The organism is Paenibacillus taihuensis, assembly GCF_003386535.1.
GTDB lineage: Bacteria > Bacillota > Bacilli > Paenibacillales > Paenibacillaceae > Paenibacillus_Z > Paenibacillus_Z taihuensis.
In genome coordinates, this window is the sequence record NZ_QTTN01000060.1 from 1 (window position 1) to 19,997 (window position 19,997).

General features: G+C 57.2%; 14 protein-coding genes and 1 riboswitch. Of the genes, 9 read left to right on the plus strand and 5 right to left on the minus strand.

What is annotated here, in order from left to right; translation table 11 throughout:
• The first annotated feature begins 947 nt into the window (after window positions 1-947).
• Window positions 948-1,112, plus strand: a riboswitch (cyclic di-AMP (ydaO/yuaA leader).
• 4 nt (window positions 1,113-1,116) lie between these two features.
• Window positions 1,117-1,614: a C40 family peptidase gene (locus tag A8990_RS29230; RefSeq protein WP_245996291.1), complete on the plus strand. Its 498-nt coding sequence runs from the start codon at window positions 1,117-1,119 to the stop codon at window positions 1,612-1,614.
• A 91-nt stretch (window positions 1,615-1,705) separates the two neighbouring features.
• Here the strand turns inward: A8990_RS29230 and A8990_RS29235 are convergent, their stop codons facing one another.
• A complete protein-coding gene (locus A8990_RS29235) occupies window positions 1,706-2,125 on the minus strand; it encodes a class I SAM-dependent methyltransferase (RefSeq protein WP_116192549.1) in 420 nt (139 codons plus the stop codon).
• A 312-nt stretch (window positions 2,126-2,437) separates the two neighbouring features.
• Between A8990_RS29235 and A8990_RS29240 the strand changes: the two genes are divergently transcribed.
• The 4 genes from A8990_RS29240 (at window position 2,438) to A8990_RS29255 (ending at window position 10,033) form a co-directional block, all read left to right on the plus strand.
• Entirely contained in the window at window positions 2,438-6,967 is a 4,530-nt protein-coding gene (locus A8990_RS29240; RefSeq protein WP_245996292.1) for a DEAD/DEAH box helicase, read from the plus strand.
• A gap of 161 nt (window positions 6,968-7,128) precedes the next feature.
• Window positions 7,129-8,355 (plus strand): MFS transporter, encoded by a 1,227-nt coding sequence (locus tag A8990_RS29245; protein ID WP_116192551.1) that lies wholly within the window; start codon window positions 7,129-7,131, stop codon window positions 8,353-8,355.
• A gap of 33 nt (window positions 8,356-8,388) precedes the next feature.
• Window positions 8,389-9,354, plus strand: a complete 966-nt coding sequence (locus tag A8990_RS29250) for an acetylxylan esterase (protein WP_116192571.1) — start codon at window positions 8,389-8,391, stop codon at window positions 9,352-9,354.
• Window positions 9,355-9,538: 184 nt separating this feature from the next.
• Window positions 9,539-10,033, plus strand: a complete 495-nt coding sequence (locus A8990_RS29255) for a DUF5946 family protein (RefSeq protein WP_116192552.1) — start codon at window positions 9,539-9,541, stop codon at window positions 10,031-10,033.
• 88 nt (window positions 10,034-10,121) lie between these two features.
• Here the strand turns inward: A8990_RS29255 and A8990_RS29260 are convergent, their stop codons facing one another.
• Entirely contained in the window at window positions 10,122-11,255 is a 1,134-nt protein-coding gene (locus A8990_RS29260; RefSeq protein WP_116192553.1) for a cation:proton antiporter, read from the minus strand.
• A gap of 67 nt (window positions 11,256-11,322) precedes the next feature.
• Between A8990_RS29260 and A8990_RS29265 the strand changes: the two genes are divergently transcribed.
• Together A8990_RS29265 and A8990_RS29270 are read left to right on the plus strand one after the other, a co-directional pair.
• The gene (locus A8990_RS29265; RefSeq protein WP_116192554.1) at window positions 11,323-12,150 is read left to right on the plus strand and encodes a nucleotidyltransferase domain-containing protein; all 828 of its coding nucleotides are present in this window, start codon (window positions 11,323-11,325) and stop codon (window positions 12,148-12,150) included.
• 105 nt (window positions 12,151-12,255) lie between these two features.
• Window positions 12,256-13,836, plus strand: a complete 1,581-nt coding sequence (locus A8990_RS29270; RefSeq protein WP_116192555.1) for a methyl-accepting chemotaxis protein — start codon at window positions 12,256-12,258, stop codon at window positions 13,834-13,836.
• A 56-nt stretch (window positions 13,837-13,892) separates the two neighbouring features.
• Here A8990_RS29270 and A8990_RS29275 read toward each other — a convergent pair whose 3' ends face one another.
• The 3 genes from A8990_RS29275 to A8990_RS31760 all read right to left on the minus strand — a co-directional run bounded on the left by A8990_RS29275 (window position 13,893) and on the right by A8990_RS31760 (window position 17,509).
• Window positions 13,893-14,804, minus strand: a complete 912-nt coding sequence (locus A8990_RS29275; RefSeq protein ID WP_116192556.1) for a polysaccharide deacetylase family protein — start codon at window positions 14,802-14,804, stop codon at window positions 13,893-13,895.
• 15 nt (window positions 14,805-14,819) lie between these two features.
• Complete coding sequence (locus A8990_RS29280; protein ID WP_116192557.1) at window positions 14,820-15,803, minus strand: MBL fold metallo-hydrolase; 984 nt, start codon at window positions 15,801-15,803, stop codon at window positions 14,820-14,822.
• A gap of 134 nt (window positions 15,804-15,937) precedes the next feature.
• Window positions 15,938-17,509, minus strand: a complete 1,572-nt coding sequence (locus A8990_RS31760) for a methyl-accepting chemotaxis protein (RefSeq protein ID WP_116192558.1) — start codon at window positions 17,507-17,509, stop codon at window positions 15,938-15,940.
• 160 nt (window positions 17,510-17,669) lie between these two features.
• Between A8990_RS31760 and A8990_RS29290 the strand changes: the two genes are divergently transcribed.
• Window positions 17,670-18,443 (plus strand): exodeoxyribonuclease III, encoded by a 774-nt coding sequence (locus A8990_RS29290; protein WP_116192559.1) that lies wholly within the window; start codon window positions 17,670-17,672, stop codon window positions 18,441-18,443.
• Complete coding sequence (locus A8990_RS29295) at window positions 18,431-19,756, plus strand: UDP-glucose dehydrogenase family protein (RefSeq protein WP_116192560.1); 1,326 nt, start codon at window positions 18,431-18,433, stop codon at window positions 19,754-19,756. The genes A8990_RS29290 and A8990_RS29295 overlap by 13 nt, the downstream gene beginning before the upstream one ends.
• Window positions 19,757-19,997 lie beyond the last annotated feature (241 nt).

Below are 19,997 nucleotides of genomic sequence, written 5' to 3' on the forward strand. Positions count from 1 at the left end.
GAGTAGATCATGGCCCGCGTATTGATCGATTCCGGACGCCCGCGCTGAGGAGAACCACTGATCGCGTGTAGGATGGTCCCAATCGGCAAATGGGATAAAATAGCTGTATATTTTGCTTCGGCCTCAAATTCCATTAAATCCTCGAAGGAAAACAGCTCTTCTTGTTGAAAAGAGTACATAGGAGTGCTCCTTTCTTTTCTCAGTTATTTGGTGTGGTAACCATAACTTCGAGAAATTGGGGAGGCACTCCTTTTTTGCATGCTAAAAAGCCTTTAATTCCAAGGGGTTATTCATTATGAAATTGACTCTTTATCCACTCATTTTCGGCTGAAATGGCTAAAACAGCCGATTTTCAGCCAAAATGAGTGGATTTTTCCATTATAGATCTTTATTTCGGTTGTTTGAGCCCTTCTACAGTGGATAAATCCACTACAGCCAGCAATGAGGCAGCAGCTGCTGAGCAATGGCAATGCCGTTACGTTTGTCTAAAATTGGACGAAAAAGGGGATGCGATCGAGATGATCGCATCCCCTTTTTTGCTTGGTCAGCGATACTCGGGCCTCTCCCTTGAGAGAGGCTTTTTCCTCTCTTAGTATGGATTCGGGGAGATTTCCGCTCTGAGAGAGGCTTTTCCCGCTCTCAGAGGCACACACTCCGCCGCGAAACATCGTGCCGGTTAGCTCACGAAGCGGGAGGCACTTTTGCGTCGTCAACAGACGCGTTTCAACCGACATCGGTGTCGCCGCCTAAAGATTTGCTAAAAGACAGTTATCGCCATATTTTTCCTAAATTCGTTGAAGGAGGACGATATGCCCAATTGGCGCTCAAACGCAGGTGTCCCAACGAGTTGAACATCCAAAAAGTTGCATTCTAATAATTTTAATTTGTGAACAACTTGTGAACTCGGAAGGAGAACCGAGAAAATGATCGAATACTTTTTCCTCGAAAAGAAAATTTTGCCGAATTCCCTTTCACGGGAAACGGGGGAACCATTCTGGGTGAATTGATCCCGACATTCGCATGTACGAGCAAGTCGCGAATGCCAGAGGTGATCATAGGGAGCCTTCAACCGAACCCCACAGCTAACCTCGTAGGCACCGGAAGGAGTTTCCCGTTTTGAAGAAGATTTCCGCATTACTGATCGGTCTTGCGATGCTCCTATTATTCCAAGCTGGAAGCGTTTTTGCAGATTCCAAAATGGACGGCGTCATCAGTGATCTGATCGGGACCCCGTATTCGTATACGGGAACAACAACGAAGGGGTTTGACTGCTCGGGATTTACAATGTACGTCTACAACAAACTAGGCGTTAGCATCCCGCATGCATCCCGTTCGCAAGCATCGCTTGGCAAGAAAGTCGCGAAAGACGACTTGATTGCAGGCGACCTGGTATTTTTCAATACGACAGGCAAAGGAATCTCGCATGTCGGCATTTACGTAGGAGACGGCAAGTTTGCACATGCCTCTTCGAGTAAAGGTGTTACGATCAGCGCACTCAGCGATTCCTACTATTCTAAGCGCTATGTCACTGCACGCCGCGTTATGAGCCCGAAAACGTATGAGAAATACGCTGACGAGCCGTCTGATGAACCAGGCGATGGAGACTCCGATTAATTTGAAGCTGCAACAAAAAACGAGTTCACCTCTTGCGTAGAGGCGAGCTCGTTTTTTGTTTGGGCGAGGGATGGCGCGACAGCTACCTAGCTTAGCGGCGCTCGTAGCGGACCCACCAGAATGTGCGGCCGACTTGAACGTCGAGTGCGGTTCCCAGCGGTGCGAAGAGATCGTATAGCTCCACAGGCGTCGTGCAGCCCTCGCTGCGTCGGTCAGCCATTACAACCGTCGCGCCGGAAGCAAGCCTTGCATGCCAGTTGTGCAGAAACTGCGCCCGCTGCTCGGGCGTCAGCTCCCCGAGGCAGAAGCACGCAAGTCCGGCGTCGAACGTCTCAGCCACTGCGCTCAATTCCTCCTGCCGAACCGCCTTCGATACCGGCGTCGTAAGCCTTGGCGAACGCGGTCCTGCTACCCGAAGCACCCGCCTGCCCGCAAGCGTATCCGTCATCGCATACTCCAGCTTCTTCCACTCTGCTCTGCGCTTCTCTAAGTTGTCCTGCCATCCTGCCATATGGCCGATACCTCCCGATTTGATTTGGCTGCGGCTTTTTTTCTAATTCTATGTCGAATGGACCGCAAACTGACCGGATTTTTTGATCGAGGCAGCTTACCCAACGATTAAAGAGGAATCAATTGACAAAAAATGATTAGTAGGATGATAGAATGAGGTTAGCGACCAAATAGATTGCATTTCTCAAGGCAAAGGAGCTTCGCCATGTTACCTCCCTTCGCTTCGGCAGGATTTCACCATACATTAGCCGGCTGGTTCGGACACAGCTTCGGAGAGCCGACCCCTGTGCAGCTGGATGCATGGGCCTCGATTATGCAGGATCAGCACACGCTCATCGCTGCGCCGACCGGCTCAGGCAAGACGCTTGCTGCGCTGCTGCCATGCATCAATCGGCTTGCGCTGATGAAGGCGGATGCGGCTTCGCGCGGTGCCAGCATCGCACCAGGCGTGCGGGTGCTCTATATAACGCCGCTTAAAGCGCTGAATAATGATATCCAGCACCACCTCGTCGGGTTCATGGACGAGATCGAACGCTTCGCCGCGGAGCATGGACGCGATTGGCCGTCCATCCGCTCCGCTGTGCGCACCGGCGACACGCCGTCACATGAGCGGGTGCGCATGGCGAAGCGACCGCCGGACGTCCTCGTGACGACGCCGGAGTCGCTTTATTTGCTGCTGACCTCGGACAAGGGTCGCGGGATGCTGGGGACGGTCGAGTCGGTGATCGTCGACGAAATTCACAGCCTTGCCGGCGACAAGCGCGGCGCGCATCTGTCGCTGTCGCTTGAGCGGCTGTCGGCGCTCGCGGGTCGGCCCGTGCAGCGCATCGGCGTGTCTGCGACGCAGAAGCCGCTGTCGCGCGTGGCGCGGTTTCTTGGCGGCTGGGAGCCGGCGGGAATTGGCGCGCCGCTGGCGGCAGAACCGGGCCAGGGAGCAGTGAAAAGCGAGGAAGAGCTGACTGCGCCTGCGCATCCGTTCGGCTACGCGCAGCGCCCTGTCGTCATCGTCGAGAGCGCGATGACGAAGAACATGCAGGTCCGCGTCACGATGCCGGACCTGAGCCGCCCTGCGCGCACTCGCGACGGCGTGTGGCAGCCCATCATCGAACGGATGATGGCGCTGATGGACGGCGCGCGCTCCGCGCTCTTGTTCGTGAACAGCCGCCGCCTGTGCGAGCGGCTCGTGCTGCGGCTGAACGAGCACGCCGGCTATGAGCTGGCGCGCGCCCATCACGGCAGCCTCGCGCGCGAGCGGCGGCTCGAGGTCGAGCGCATGCTGAAGGCGGGCGAGCTGCGCTGCCTCGTCGCCACTTCCTCGCTCGAGCTCGGCATTGATGTAGGGCATGTCGACCTCGTCATTCAGGTCGACTCGCCCAAAGCCGCCGCGGCCGGCATTCAGCGCATCGGGCGCGCAGGCCATGCCGTCGGCGACGTCAGCCGCGGCTACATCGTGGCGCGCCAGCGCAGCGAACTGCCCGAAGCGGCAGTGCTATGCCGCGACATCGCCCTGCGCGACATCGAAGCGATCGTGCTGCCGCATGAGCCGCTCGATGTGCTGTCGCAGCATATGACCTCGATGGTCGCCGCGGCAGATCTATCCGTCGGCGAGCTGCATAAGCTCATTGCCGGCAGCGAATGCTATCGGACTTTTCCGCGCGAGCGGCTGGAAGCGGCGCTGAAGGTGCTGACGGGATTTTACCCTTTTGCCCGCCCGCTCATGGATTGGGACCGCAGTGCAGATCGGCTGCACAAACGCGCGAATACGGCGATGGCCGCGATTACGGGCGCTGGCACCATTCCGTCAAGCTCCGCCTACCCCGTGCACCATCTCGACAGCCGCTCGCTGCTTGGGGAGCTGGATGAAGAATATATCGCGGAGAGCCGCGTTGGCGATGTTTTTCAGCTCGGGACAAGCTCGTGGATGATCAGCAGCATCGAGAACGACCGCGTCTATGTCAAGGAAGCGCCGAACCGCTTCAGCGAAATTCCATTTTGGCGGGCGGAGGCAGGCAGTCGCAGCTATGAGGTTGGGATCCAGCTCGGCGAGTTTCTGGAGGAACTAACGTCGGTGCGGCTTGCGCTTCATGAGCAGGCAGGCAACGACGAATGGGAACGTGAACAGGCGACTATCGCATGGCTCGACACGGAATACGGGCTTGATCAGTACGCCGCTTCAGAGCTGATTGATCTCATACGCGCACAGCACCGGGCACTAGGGGTGCCGACGTCACGACGAATTATTATTGAGCATTACCGTGATCTTATGAACCAGACCCGGATTATCGTTCATAATCCGTACGGGCGGCGGCTGAACCGAACATGGCTGCTCGCCATCCAGCGGCAGTTTCAGCGACTGCTCCCGTACAGTGTGTACGGCAACGCCAAAGACAACGGCATTGAGTTAGTTGTCCCGGATTGGGATGCTTCCTGGCTGCAGACGCTATGGCAGATTACAGCCTCAAGCTTGGAGCCGTTGCTGACAGAGGCGATTACGGGATCTCCCTTGCTGGCGATTGCTTTTCGCCGGATTGCAGAGACATCGCTGCTGCTCTCGCGCAGCTTCACCCGAACGCCAATGTGGCAAAAGCGGCTGCGCTGCGAGGAACTGCTGAAGCAATCGCTCCCTTATGCGGAGCAGTTCCCTTACTTGCAGGAAGCGATGCGGGAGTGCCTGCATGAGTATTTGGATACGAATGGACTCAAGCAGATGCTGGAGGGAATCACGTCCGGGGACATTCAAGTGGCGGTCAAAGAATCACAGGCGCCGTCGCCCTTTGCCGTTCAGTTTCTCGCCGACTATGCCAACTCCTTGCTGTACGAGGGCGACGGGTTAAGCGAAGCGACGCAGCTGCAGCTGCTCAGCGTCAGCAAGTCGCTCGCGGGTCAGCTGTTCGGCGAAGAGGCCGTGCAGCGGGCGGTCGACCCCGCCATTGCACGGGCGGAGCAGGAGCGGCTCGAGGCCGGCCAGCTCATTCCTTCAAGCGCGGATGAGCTGTACACGCTGCTCAAACGGCGCGGCGATATGAGCGAGGAAGAGCTCGTCTCCATCGCGGGCGGCGGCGAAGTCGCTGAGTGGCTGCAGGCGCTCGCCGCAAGCGGGCGCATCGTGCAGCTGCCGCTGGGCTCCTCGGCGCAGCGCTGGATTTGCGCCGAGGAACTCGAGCTGTACGCCGAGTTCCCGCAGACCGAGCGCGCGATCGCCTTCGTGGCCGGGCGCTTCGCGGAGCAGCGGATCTCGTTCACCGAAGCGGAGCTGCGTGAACGGTATCCGCGCTTGTCCGCGAGCGAGGCGGCGCGCGTCGCCGATACGCTGCTCGCGCTGGATCGGACCGAGCTCGCGCCGTTCGCCGAGAGCGGCCAGGAGCGGATATGGACGAGCCGCCAAGTGGCGAAGCGGCTCATCCGGTTGTCGCTGGAGCAGGCGCGCAAGCAGGCCGAGCCGGTCGACCCGATTCGCTGGTGCGCGCATATGTCGTCGCTCCAGCATGCGTTGTCCGGCACGCAGCTTAGCGGCATCGACGGCTTGCGCGCGGTCATCGAGCGGCTGCAGGGCTTCTTCCTGCCGGCCTCGCACTGGGAATCGCTCATCTTTCCAGCCCGCGTGACGGGCTACCGGAAAGAGGATCTCGATCTGCTCTGCGCCTCGGGCGAGGTCATCTGGCTCGGACGCAAAGAAGAAACGGAGAAAGAAGGCAAGATTGCCTTCTTCCTCACCGAATCGAAGGCGCTCTACGCGCCGATTATTGCGCAGTCCGCCGCAGCTCAGGCGGCGGCCGGGACGAAGCATCCGCAGCTGCTCGCGCTGCTGCAGGAGGGCGGCGCCAGCTTCCTGACGCGGCTTAGCCGCGACTACGGCAAAGTCCCGTCCGAGCTGCTGGAAGAGCTGCTCGCGCTCGTCTGGGAAGGCGGCGTCTCCAACGACCAGTTCGCACCGCTGCGGCTGCAGCTGCTCACGAAGGGCAAGCAGCTCGCGCGGACCGGCTCCGGCCTCGGGCGCTGGTACTGGACCGGCTCGCTCGCCGAGCCAGCCGCCGACCTAGTGGGCAGCGCTCACCGCCCAGCCGTGGCCGGCAGCTCCAACCATACTACCGACCACACGGCCGAACACACGCTGGGTGCCGCCGAGCTGCGTGCCGTCACCTCCGACCTGTCGGAGTCGGCGCTGCACTGGGCGCAGCATCTGCTGGACAGCTTCGGCATCGTGTCCAAAGACCTGGTGCAGCAGCTGTCTCCCTTCAGCTGGGACGAGCTGCTGCAGGTGCTGAAGCAGCTCGAGCAGTGGGGCGTCGTGACGCGCGGCCTGCTGGTGCAGGGCGTGCAGACGCTGCAATTCGCAAGGCGCGAGCATATCGATTCTGTCCGCCAGCCGATGATGAATCAAGACAGCGACACGATTACCGTGCTCGCCGCGACCGATCCCGCCAATCCGTTCGGCCTCGCCGCCGATTGGCCATCCGCCGGCAAAGGCACCGGCTTCGCGCGCAAAAGCGGCAACTTCCTCGTTCTCCAGCACGGACGCTGGAGGTACTGGCTGGAGAACAACGGCCGGAACATCGTGGAGCTGCCCCAAGCCAGCGTCAGCTCAAGCGCCGATGACAACGCGAACACCGCATTAAGCTCAGGCGGTGCCCCCGCTTCCCCCTCGGCAGACGCAGCATCACCGCCGCAGACGCCGCTGAAGGACATCTTCCGCACACTGCTTCGCCAGCAGAAGCTAAGCAAGATCAAGATCGACCGCTGGAACGGCGAGCCAATCACCGAATCCGCAGCAGCCGAGGTGCTCCGATCGCTGGGCGCCGAGCGCGACAACCGCTCGCTCGTCCTATGGCCGAGCAACCTGTGATAAATAGGAAACCCGCGCCGGGAATGAACAGCGCGGGTTTTTGCTTTTCCTCCATCGCAAAGGAACACCTGCGTTTTACCCCCTCGTCCCTCACTCCCAATTATGGTAAGGTGGAGACAGTCTATTCCAGCTGACAGCTATTATTAGTGAGGAGAAGTGAAATGTTACGGCTTGTTATTTTAGGCTGCATCGCCTACTTGGTTACCGGGCTTGGACAGCTCGTAATCGGCTCGGTTATGGAGCCGATGGTCCACGCTTACGGCATCGAATACAGTGACGGCGGACAGCTCGTTATGCATCAGTTCCTGGGCGGCATGGTCGGCATCCTGTTCGCGCCATGGCTCATTGCCAAGCGCGGCAAGAAATTCGTGCTGCTGCTTTCCATCGCCTTCATCATTATTCCTGAATTCCTTTACTCCCTGCTGCCCCCGTGGGGCGTCATGCTAACCATCGCTCCTTTTGCCGGGATCGGCCTTGGCATGACGGAAGCAGTCGTCGGCTCGCTCATTATCGGCTACTCGGGGGAGAAAGCGAACACCGCGATGAGCCGCGTCGAGACGTTTTTCGGCGTCGGTGCGCTGCTTATCCCGTTCGCTGGCGCCGCACTGATTCAAGCAGGACTGTGGAAGCTGTCATTCAGCTTCGTCGGCGTCCTCTCCTTCATCACTTTCGCGCTCTGGTTCTTCTGGTGGCCGAAGGTGCTGGACCGTCCAGCAGCCGACGCCCACGCGAGCTCGGGCAACGCCCACGGCACGGTCGCAGCCACCGCAGCTCCGCAGAAGTCCCGGATGCTGATCACCCTTGCCGCGTGCGCCTTGTTCTTCTTCGTCTACGTCGGACTCGAGATGAGCTATATCAACTATCTGCCTTCGCTGCTCGTTAACACGAACCATCTGCCTGAATCATCCGCAACGCTCGCGATCAGCTTGTTCTGGGGCGCGATGGTCGTCGGGCGGCTCATCGCCGGCCAGATTGCAGACCGGATCGGCGGCGCGATGTACCTGATCGTCACCTGCTTCATTTCGGCCATCCTGTTCGTGCTGATGACCGTATTTACGGGCGCGACGTCGGCGTTCCTGCTTGCTTTTGCCGTCGGTTTCATGATGTCCGGCATGTTCGCTATCGCACTCGTCTTCGCCAATCGGGCAACGCCTGGCATGACCGAACGGACGACGAGCCTGCTCATGGCATGCGGCGGTATCGGCGGCGGGCTGCTGCCGAAAGGAACCGGCTGGTTCCTCGACCAGCAAGGACCGGATGCGGTTCGCTGGCTGTTCGCCGGGACCGCACTGCTGCTGCTGGCCGTCATTCTATGGGCGGCTGCTTCTGCCCGCAAACAAGCTACCGCTTCAAGCAGCGCACAATCGATCGCTCAGACCTATAACTAATTTTCGAATCAGGAGGTCCTATCTACAATGACGATGAATCATGCCATTACACGCCGCGGACGCGAGCTTCAGCAATATACGGCGGAACCGACTATTGACGCTGCACAGCTGGACGCCTTCTGGGATTCCGCATTACAAGCCTACGAGAACCAGCCGCTTGCCATCGAGCGCGAGCGGCAGGAGTCCCCTTTTCCCAACGTCACGATCGATAAATTAACGTATAAAGGCTATGACGATACGCCGATTCACGGCTGGTTCATGGTACCGCATGCACCTGACGCCGCACAGACATCGAAGTATCCGACCATCGTCACCTTCCCGGGCTACACCGATGACCGCGGCTATCCAGAGCGCTATGCGCAATGGCTCCTCCTCGGCTATGCCGTGTTCGCAGTCGACGTGCGCGGTCAAGGCGGTGAGACCGGCAACTATATGCCGGAACAGTCCGGTTCGGTGAAAGGCTGGGTATCGAGCAACCTGCTCGTGCCGGAAGGCTCGTACTACCATGCCCTTACCATCGACGTCGTGCGCGCGGTCGACGCGGCAGCGGCACAACCGGAGGTCGATGCTGCCAAGATCGCCACGGTCGGCGGCAGCCAAGGCGGCGGACTGGCGCTCATCTCGGCCGCGCTGAATCCGCAAGTATCGGCCATCATCGCAGACATTCCGAATATGTGCCATATGGATTTCGGCGTACTGAACTCGGGCAGCTCGCTCACGGAGGTTGCCCAGCATCTGAAGCGTTATCCGGATCGGCTCGAGGCCATCCTGCACACGCTCGCGCACTACGACATGCTGAACCTGGCTCCGCGCATCAAAGTGCCGGTGCTGATGTCCGTCGGCTGGAAGGATGGCGTCTGCCTGCCGGAGACCATCTATGCGGTTTATAACCGGATTACATCCGAGAAGGTTATCTACGACTACCCGTTCAGCGGGCATGAAGTGAGCGAGTATCAGAATCGGGAACGGATCGCGTTTCTTCGGAAGCGCTTTAGCTAATTATTGCCAAAGTAGTTCGTGCACAGCTCGCCCCCATCCGCTATAATCGACTTAAACCAAGTTTCATAGATCGGTTATGGGAAACAACAAGAACCTCGTCTTTCGCTGCATGCCAACTGCCGGAAACCGAGGTTCTTTTGTTCTATTTGGCATAATAGACTCACATTAGGGAGGCGGAATGTCCATGAAACAATCGATCGTCAAATGCCCGGGGTGCGGCCTGCTGCTCCCGAATCAGTACTTCGCCGAGCCGGCGCGCTTCCATGCCTCAGGCGAGTGCAACGAGCTGTTTAACCAGCTGTCGTACTACACCGCAGCGCACGGCAAACCGGAGTTTATCCATCAGCTCGCACTGGACTGTTACGGCGCGCAGCATTCCGGCGGTGTTACAAAGGCGATAACGACGGCATTTTCGCTCATCGGGCTCTACTTGGTGGAGGAGCATGGCTTTACCGGCAAACAGGTGCAGCAAGTGCATATGGCGCTTGGCCGCAGCAAAACCGTATGGCCGGAGCTTGTCCCGCCGAGGGAGAGCGCGCCCGTCACCGTGCAGGATGTGCTGAATACGGAAGCCGGCGATAATCGCGACGCCATGATCCGCAAGTGGGTGAGCGCGGTGTGGGCCAGCTGGGCGTATGCCCATGACTGGGCTCGAGAAGCGGTGAAGCCTTACATTTAACCGTTACATTTCAACGATACGAGGTCACTTGCGAAGCAGCACGATGCTGTCCGTAAGTGACCTTCTCTTTATAGACGTAACCGGAAGGTCAATCGCTGTTTTTGAAGAATACTTTCATCATTGGCGGTGTCCCGATTGTGGTCACAAGCACGACGACGACAATGACGGCGAACAGGCTCTTCGTGATCAGCGCCGCTTCCAGGCCGATCGATGCGATAATGAGCGCCACTTCGCCGCGCGATACCATCGCAGCGCCGATGCCGAGCGCCGAGCGCCAGCGGAAGCCCGACAGCTTGGCGCCAATCGATGCGCCAACTAATTTCGAGACAATCGCAATGAGGCTGAGCACGACGATAAGTACATAACTGCTGGCCGTCAACCCGTGAAACTCCACCGCAACCCCAATGGATGTGAAGAAGACCGGCACGAAGATCGAATAACTGATGCTCTCCACTTTCTCGAAGACTTGATGCTTGAATTCAGTCGTGCTGATCGCAACACCGGCGATATAAGCGCCAATAATATCGGCAACGCCTGTGTACTCTGCAAAATACGCATAACTGAAGCAGAGGACAAGCCCTGCGGATATCACGGTCTCCGTGACGCGAAGCGTAGAGAACTTTCGCAGAAACCAAGGTACAGCCAGCCAGCTGAACAGGAATGCAACCGCGAAGAAGACGCCTTTCTTCACTAGCACGAGTCCAAGATTGACGTCCCCGCCGGTAAAGCTCATGACAAAAGCCAGCGCAATAACGACGACGACATCATCGATTACCGCGGCACCGAGAATGGTCGACCCTTCCGGCGACTTCAGACTGCCCATCTCCTTCAGCGCCTGCACCGAGATGCTGACGCTCGTCGCGGAGAGCAGCAAGCCGAGGAAGATGGACTCGGCGGCTTTCATATCAAGCATGGTTCCAGTTAAATAACCAAGCCCGAAAGGCACAATAATGCCGGAGATACCGACGTAGGCAGCGGACTTGCCCGTCCGCTTGAACTCTGCCAGGTCTGTCTCGAGGCCTGCGATGAACATGAGCAGAATAACGCCGATTTTGCTAATTTCCTTCAGCACTTCCGTCTCGTGAATAAGCCCGAGCACCGCCGGACCGAGCATAATCCCGATTAACAGCTTGCCGAGCACGGAGGGCTGACCCAGCCGGACGCTAATATGACCTGCTAGCTTGGAAGCGATCAGAATGATAACGAGCTGATAAATGAGCATGTCTCAATCCCTTTCCTTGAAAACAGACATTCCTCAATACGAGTTAACGATACGGGAGGTTACGCAAATGGAAGCAGAACAAATCATTGCCGCGATTGCCAAGAAGTTGCGGCATATACAAGGCATCGAGGCTGTCGTGCTAGGCGGCTCAAGGGCACGCGGGACCCATACGCCTGCTTCTGATATTGATATTGGTATTTATTATAATAGCTCGGAAGAGCTGGACCTAACCGCCCTGCGGGCAATCGCAGCAGAGCTTCACGACGACGGGGATGCCGTCTTGACCGATATCGGAGGATGGGGACCGTGGGTGAACGGCGGCGGCTGGCTGACGGTGCAGGGCTTTGCCGTCGATTTCATCTACCGCGACCTGCAGCGGGTGGCACGCGTCATGGACCAGTGTTTGGCGGGGGAAGTGACCATCGACTATCATCCCGGTCACCCGCATGGCTATACGAACGCGCTCTATGTTAGCGAGGCGGCAGTCTGCCGTATTCTGTGGGATGCGACTGGCATGCTCTCCGGCTTGAAGGCAAGCACCTCACCTTTTCCGCCGGTTCTGAAGCAAGCGCTTATCGATAAGTTTCTATGGGAAGCAGACTTCTCTTATCTGATCAGCAAGAAGGGTATCGCCCGTCTGGACGTGTCCTATATTGCAGGCTGCTGCTATCGCGCTGTCTCCTGCCTTAATCAGGCGTTATTTGCCCTGAATGAGACATATTGGATGAACGAGAAGGGTGCCGTGCTTATTGCCGACCAGTTCCCTCTAGCGCCGCGTGACTACCGGAACCGCGTGGATGAGGTGTTTGCCGGGCTGTCGGCGGACGCCACGAAGCTGGAAACGTCGCTCCTGCACCTGCATGCGCTCATTCAAGAGACGCAGCATCTGACCTAACAAACACATTTTAAACAATTAACACCACACTTCCTAAACACCTATTTCTTATAATTTGATTCAGACGAAGAATGAATCATAGCTTACAGAAGGGGTTGTTCGATTGTGTGGTTGTTGAACAATGTTTCATTAAAGAAAAAGCTAAGCGGCTTGCTCATCATTCCGCTTGCGCTGTTTATGATCATTACTCTCTATTTGATTCAGAAGAACAATACGAACTTGAATGCCATGAAGACCTCGATGTACGACGTCACCGACCAGTCGACATCGCTTATTCTGAATGCAGACCGCGACATGTATCAAGCGCTCGTCGCTTATCAGACGATCGGCGCCGGTCAACTGACGGACGAAGAGCTGAAACAGCAGCAGCAGGATCTGAGCGATAATATTGCGCAGGCAACCGAGCGGGTCGGCAAAGCGGGGCAAATTCTAGCGGACAACGACCTGCTCGCACGCGAGCATTCGGAGTCGCATGTTACGGTACAGGAGAATTTGGACAAATTCGCGGACAATTTCACGGCTTGGTCAGGCGGCGCAGTTAATCACTCGAGCGATATCGCCAAGTTTGACACAGCCCGGGAAAGCTTGAACGAGCTCGGCGAGTTTCTCGATGCCTATGCGATCTCGCAAGCGGAGTTCATTCAGAAGTCGAACAAGACCTCGCATCAGTTCATCTATATTCTCATCAGCCTGCTCGTGCTGGCGATTGGGATCATCGGCTTCGGCGTCATCCGCCGAATTACGAGATCGGTGGACACGATATTGATTCAAACGAGGCGATTCGCCGAAGGCGAGCTTCAAACCAGCGGGCAGAAGAATCACGACAAGGACGAGCTCGGCAGCATTGCGCAATCGATCGAAGCCATGGCGGACGGACTGCGGCAGCTCATTAGCCAAGTGCTGTCTTCGGCAGAGAGCGTAACGTCAGCCGCAGCGGAAATCTCGGCGACGACGGACGAAGTGGCGCGCGGCAATATGTATCAGGCGGAATCGGCCCAGACCGCAGCCGAGGTCGTTACGCAGCTCTCGCGAGGAGTCAACGAGGCACGATCCCGTGCGCAAGAAGCAACGAAATTGACGGTCGGCACGAACGAGGACGCGATTAATTGCAGCAAGACCGTCAGCGAATCGCTCGCCAGCATGAACCATCTGTCACAGCGGATGCATGCGCTTGAGCAGGATTCCATCCAGATCGGCGGCATTATCGAGGTTATTAACGACATCGCCGAACAGACGAACCTGCTCGCGCTCAACGCCGCGATTGAGGCCGCGCGGGCCGGCGACCAAGGACGCGGCTTCGCAGTCGTCGCCGATGAGGTGCGCAAGCTCGCGGAGCGCAGCGGAGAGGCGACGAAGCAAATCTCGGCGATCATCACCGGCATGCAGCACAGCACGCAGGAGAGCGTGAAGGCGATGTCGACGACGGAGGTTCTATACCGGCAGGCGGGCAATGCCCTTGAGAGCATTGTGTATCGCGTCGGCGAAGTGACGCAGCAGACGAAGGAAATCGCCGCCACAAGCGTCGCGCAAGCTGCCCAGTCGGAGGAAGTGATGAAGCAGATCGAGGCGATCGCATCCATCAGCGAAGAGGCTGCAGCTTCCGCCGAGGAGACGGCGAGCTCCTCCCAGACGCTCGGCTCACTGGCGAATCAGCTCACCGCTGTCGTGAAGAAATTCCGCATCTAAGCAGAATGAATAAGGCCAGCCCATGACGAAATATCGGGCTGGCCTTTAACTATTCTCTATGTTCTTCGCAGCAGCTCCGCGGCAAGCCTCCACATCGCATGGAGGCGCGGTTCCCTGCCGTGCTCGGCAATATAGCTGTAATCCACGAGCGTCACACCGGCATCCTTCATCGCGGCATGCATATCGTCATCGAGCATGAGCCGGTACTCCCACACCCGCTTCTCCCAATGCGGAATCGAGGCATGCATGGCCGGATCATCAAGTCCCGGATGGATGTACGTTTCGCTTATTCCCTCAGGCAGCCGGTACAGCTTCGCTATGATTTCCTGTTTGAAGGACTCATAAGTCTCCCCTTCCACGATTTCAAAAGGATGCGAAAGCAAGTAATCCGGCACGGCTACGCCAAGCGCCCCTGCCAGCGCGGATGCCTTGCTTGCCGCCCGCTCCACGCCATCGATCGTCGCAAGCACGTCGTCCTCATGAACGCGGCGGAATATCCGGAACGGCAGCTTCCACTTGGCGCACTTCATCAGCACCTGCGGGATATGGCTCCGCCCGGCAGCAATACCATACAGGCTGCCCATATGGTTATCGGCATGCGTAATGGTAATGCCATGTTTGCGGACGAGCTCATACTGCGCGTCCAGCTCCTTCAGGACCGCCTTCGTATTCGCGCCGCGCTCGAACTCCAGCACCGTCTTATACATGCAGCCGTCCTCGTCATGCAGCGATGGATCACCGGTCAAGCTCTTCCAGCGAATCGCATCGAATTCGCTCGTCAGCGTCAGATGCAGCCCGATGTTCGACTGGCCGCGCTTCCTGCTCCAAGCCGCCGCCTCTTCGAAGCCAGGCGCGGGCGCCATCATCGTAGCGGACGATACTTTGCGCTCCTCGAGCAGGTGCATAATCGCGGCGTTCATGGCCGGACTTTGGCCAAAATCATCGCAGTTGATTACGAGGTACTTCATGACGCGCTCCCCCTTCTATCCCCGCCACCATGGCTCTACGTTGTACGAGCTGCTGCCCGCCACGGTCGTCTCGCCAATATGCGGCGCGGCAATAACAACGCCTCGCTCCTTCGCGGCTTTCACCGCCCGCTCGATCGGATCGAACCAATCATGGAACGCGAGCGTGAACGCGCCCCAATGCACAGGAATTAGCAGACGTCCTTGCACATCCATATGGGCCTGCACCGTCTGTTCCGGCATCATATGAATCGCCGCCCATCGCTCGTCATATTGCCCGCACTCCATAAGCGTCAGATCGAATGGACCGTATTTGTCGCCGATTTGCTTAAAGTGCGGTCCGTAGCCGCTGTCTCCGCTGAAAAATACCTTATGACGCTCACCGGCGATGACCCACGAGCACCACAGCGTCGAATTCCGGTCAAACAAGCCGCGTCCCGAGAAATGCCGCGCCGGCGTACATGCCAGCTTCAGCTGAAACAGCTGCAGCTCCTGCCACCAATCATGCTCCGTAATTTGAGCCGGATCGATGCCCCAGCCGCGCAGCCTGCTCCCTACGCCAAGCGGTACAATGAACCGCTTCGTCTTCCCCTTGAGCTTCAGAATAGAGCCTTTATGCAAGTGATCGTAATGGTCATGGGATAGAATGATGGCATCAAGCGCCGGGAATTCCTCCGGCTCGAGCGGCAGAGAACCGCTGTACCGCTTGCCGCCGAAGAATGAAACAGGCGATGGCGACTGCGCAAACATCGGATCGAACAGCAGCCTCCGTCCTTCGAGCTCCAGCAGAAACGCCGAGTGACCGAACCAAGTCACCTGCGGCCGATCAGCTGTCGGCTGTGCTTGGAACGACGCCCGCTTGAACGGAATCGGCTGCGCCGGATTACGCTTCGGATTGCCTCGCACCGTATCCCGCAGCATGCCGGTGATCGACTTTACGCTCATTCCCATGTTGGTCGGAATGCTATTGACGTACTTGCCCTTCTCTTTCCTCGATCCCATCCGTATTCGTTCCCCTTCGCTGCCACGTTATGGTTATGATGTTGAACCTATTATAGTACATTTCGAATCAAAAAGCCGGGCTCTCCACGAAGAGAACCCGGCCGGCTAAACCTCACCTATATAAGCACAAACAGTTATTCCAGCTTAAATGTCGATACCGATTGCTCCAGCTTCGAAGCGACGCTGCTCATTCGGCGCATCAGCGTGACCGCCTCCTGGCTTCCGGCCGCCGACTGCTCGCTGCCTGCTGCAATGGTTTCGACCGCACTGAGGATATCGCCTGATTGCGAGCTCTGCTCCTCCATCGACGCCGCAATCTCTGCCACTTTCTCCGTAACGCCTTTAATTTGGGTCAAAATCATATCGAACGTCTCGCCGCTCTTCACGGCAACCGCCGCACTTTCTTTGGCAGCCTCCGCGCTCACACCCATATTGTGCTGCATGGTCTTAATGATGCCGGAAATGTCCTTCGTTGCGTCGCCGCTGCGTTCGGCCAGCTTCCTGACCTCATCGGCAACGACGGCGAAGCCTCGTCCTTGATCGCCCGCCCGTGCAGCTTCAATTGCAGCATTGAGTGCAAGCAAATTCGTCTGTTCGGCAATCTCATTGATTACTTCGATAATTTGGTTGATCTTCACGGAGTCCTCCACGAGCACCAATACTTGATCATTCAGCCTATTCATGCCTTCCACCGACTTGGAAATGACCTCGTATCCGGACCGAGCCAGTCTCTCCGTCGTATCGGACATCGAGGAGACGCTCTCCGCGCTGCCTGCGACCGTTTCCATGCCCGTATTGAGCTCATGCATCAGTTCATTAATGTTCTGTGAAGCATACGCCTGATTCTCGCTGCCTGCAGCGATTTCCTCGGCCGTCTTCGTCGTATGTAACGCAATGGATGCCATATTCTTCGCGGATACAGACAGCTCGCTGATGAACAATCGGTAATTCTCCAGCATGAGATTGAACGAACGAGACAGCTGCCCGATCTCGTCTCTGCCGCCTTCCGGCAAACGGGCTGTCAGGTCGCCCTCGTTGTGGGACAGCTCGTCCAGCTTCGAGACGATCGTGCGAAGGGGTTTCAGCTTGCGGGTCAGGATAAAGATGGATGCGAACATGCAGACCGATACGATAATGATGATGGCTGTAACCAGGTACAGGTAGTTGTACATCTTCTTCTCGGCGGCTGCGCTCTCACTCTGTGCACGCGAGTTCATCTGGTTCTGGAACTCCGTAATCGGGTCCATAATAAGCTGCTTGTCCGCGTCGTACTGCTTGCTGAACATAATTTGCCGTGCTTTATCGAAATCTCCGCTCCCTACCGCTTTCATCGCTTCATCCTCGGATTTCACGAGCGCATCCGAGCTATCCTTCGCCTTCTGGATGAGATCAAGCTCCCCTTGAGGCGCGTTCAGCTCCTTCAGCCGGGCTACGATATGGTCGCGGGTCTTGGTCTCGTTTACTTCGTTCCAGTAACTGTCATAGTGGGCTTTATCCCCAAACTGGACATACTGGCGAGCTTCGTTCGTCAGGAAGTCGGATGCGTTCGCAAGGTCAATGCCGAGCTGCTTGAATTCCGCTTGTCTCGCTGTCGCTTGCTTCACGCTGCTGTAGTTGCTGCTGAGCAGAATGACAGATACGATGAGCAGTGCGGATAATACCGCGAATAAACCACCGATGTACTTAAGCATTTTCGAAATAGACATTCTGCTTCCCCCCAAGGTTTGTTCCAGTAGGTCTCATCGTAACAAACAAGCGTTAAACCGATATGCGGCAATTATTTGGTTTTTGTTAGCACGCTCTCAGGGCGGGCTTGGTGTGCTACACTTAAGGCATACAAGCTGCTGCAAGGAGAATAGACTCGTAATGAAACTGATTTCTTGGAATGTGAATGGGCTGCGCGCCTGTGTGACGAAAGGGTTTTATGATTATTTTGCCGAGATGGATGCGGATGTGTTCTGCTTGCAGGAGACGAAGCTCCAAGAAGGCCAGATTGAGATGGAGCTTGGCGATGCGTACAAGACGTATTGGAATTATGCGGAGAAAAAAGGCTACTCCGGCACGGCCGTCTTCACCCGCGTGGAGCCGCTGTCCGTGCGATATGGCATGGAAGAGGACTACGAGCCGGAGGGACGCTTGCTGACGCTCGAATTCGAGCATTTCTACCTCGTCAACGTGTATACGCCGAATGCCAAACGCGATCTGTCGCGCCTCGATTACCGGCTGGAATGGGAGGAACGGTTCCGCCGTTACCTGCTGGAGCTTGATGCGAAGAAGCCTGTCATTATATGCGGCGATCTGAACGTCGCGCATGAAGAAATCGACCTTAAGCATCCGAAGCCGAACCTCGGCAACTCCGGATTTACGCTGGAAGAGCGCGAGAAGATGACGCTATTGCTGGGCGCTGGGTTCACCGACTCGTTCCGCCATTTCTACCCTGACCGTACGGACGTGTATTCCTGGTGGTCCTATATGCCGAAGGTGCGCGAGCGGAACGTAGGGTGGCGGATTGACTACTTCCTCGTCTCTTCGAGGCTGGCCCCTGCGCTTATTGATTCGCAGATCGACTGTCATGTCATGGGCAGCGATCATTGCCCGGTTGTACTTACATTGAACGAGGAGGCTCTATGTACAAAATAACTGTCGTCGGTACAGGCTATGTCGGACTCGTAACAGGAACTTGTCTTGCTGATTTCGGGATGGAAACGATGTGTGTGGATACCAACGCAGCTCGAATCGACGCCTTGCAGAACGGGGTTGTGCCGATCTATGAGCCTGGTTTATCGGAGATGGTTATACGAAATGTACATTATCGGAGGCTGCGCTTTACAACGGATATCGCGGAAGCGGTCCGCTTCGCCGATGTGATCTTTATTGCGGTCGGCACGCCGCAGATGGAGGACGGCAGCGTGAACATGAGCTATGTCACGACCGTTGCAGAGCAAATTGCGGAGCACTTGGACGAAGGCTACAAGGTCATCGTCACGAAGAGCACCGTGCCGATCGGAACGAGCCGCAGGATCAAGGAAATGATCGCAGGACGGCTGCATGAACGAGGCGCGAGCGCACGGTTCGACGTCGTGTCGAACCCGGAGTTTCTGCGGGAAGGAACGGCCGTCTATGATTTCACGCATCCGGACAAGGTCGTAATCGGCGCGGAATCGGAAGAGGCTCGCGAAATGATGAAACAGGTGTACCGGGTGCTGTTCCTGAATGAGACGCCGTTCATTCATACGGCACTCGAGAGCGCTGAAATGATCAAATACGCCAACAACGCTTTTCTCGCGATGAAGATTTCCTTCATCAATGAGATCTCGGGCCTCTGTGAAGCAGTTGGCGCGGACGTCCAGCAGGTCGCTTATGCGATCGGCAAGGACGGCCGGATTGGTCCGAAGTTTCTTCATGCGGGCCCGGGCTACGGCGGCAGCTGCTTCCCGAAGGATACGCATGCGCTCGCCCATATCGGCCGAATGCACGACACGCCGATGCGCCTCGTCGAAGCGGCGATCGGCGTCAACGACCATCAGCAGCAGCGGATGGTCAGCAAGATCGAGCGAGCGGTCGGCCCGCTTGGCGGCAAGCGGCTCGCCGTGCTTGGGCTGACGTTCAAGCCGAAGACGGATGATATTCGCAGCGCGCCTGCGCTCACCATCATCCGCGAGCTGGCGGCACGCGGCGCGGCGCTGCAGCTGTTCGACCCGGCTGGCATGGAGCCGGCGCGCAAGGAGCTTGAGGACGTTCGCGGCAGCATCGAATTCTGCGACGATGAGTATTCCGCCGTGCAGGACTGTGACGGCGTCATTATCGTGACGGAATGGCATCAGTTCCGCAACCTCGATCTGGATCGGCTGCAGGGCTTGCTTCGATCGCCGTTCTTCTTCGATCTCCGCAATATTTACGACAAAGAGCGCATGCTGCAGCTCGGGTTTCAGTATTACGGCGTAGGCGTATAAGAATATGATTGCAAGCATGGCAAAAGCCGGTCAGAATCCCCTTGTCGCATGGACACATGGACCCCATATGGACACATGGACGAGGATGGATTCTGACCGGTTATTTTTGTGTGCTGTCTGTCGGTACCTTCTCAACTGACCGGTGGCCGAACTGACGGCTCAGAAAGCTCAGCCAACTGTTCAGCGTTTCACCATTTCACCGTTGCTATATTGGATTTTTCCACTCCAATATCCAGATAAT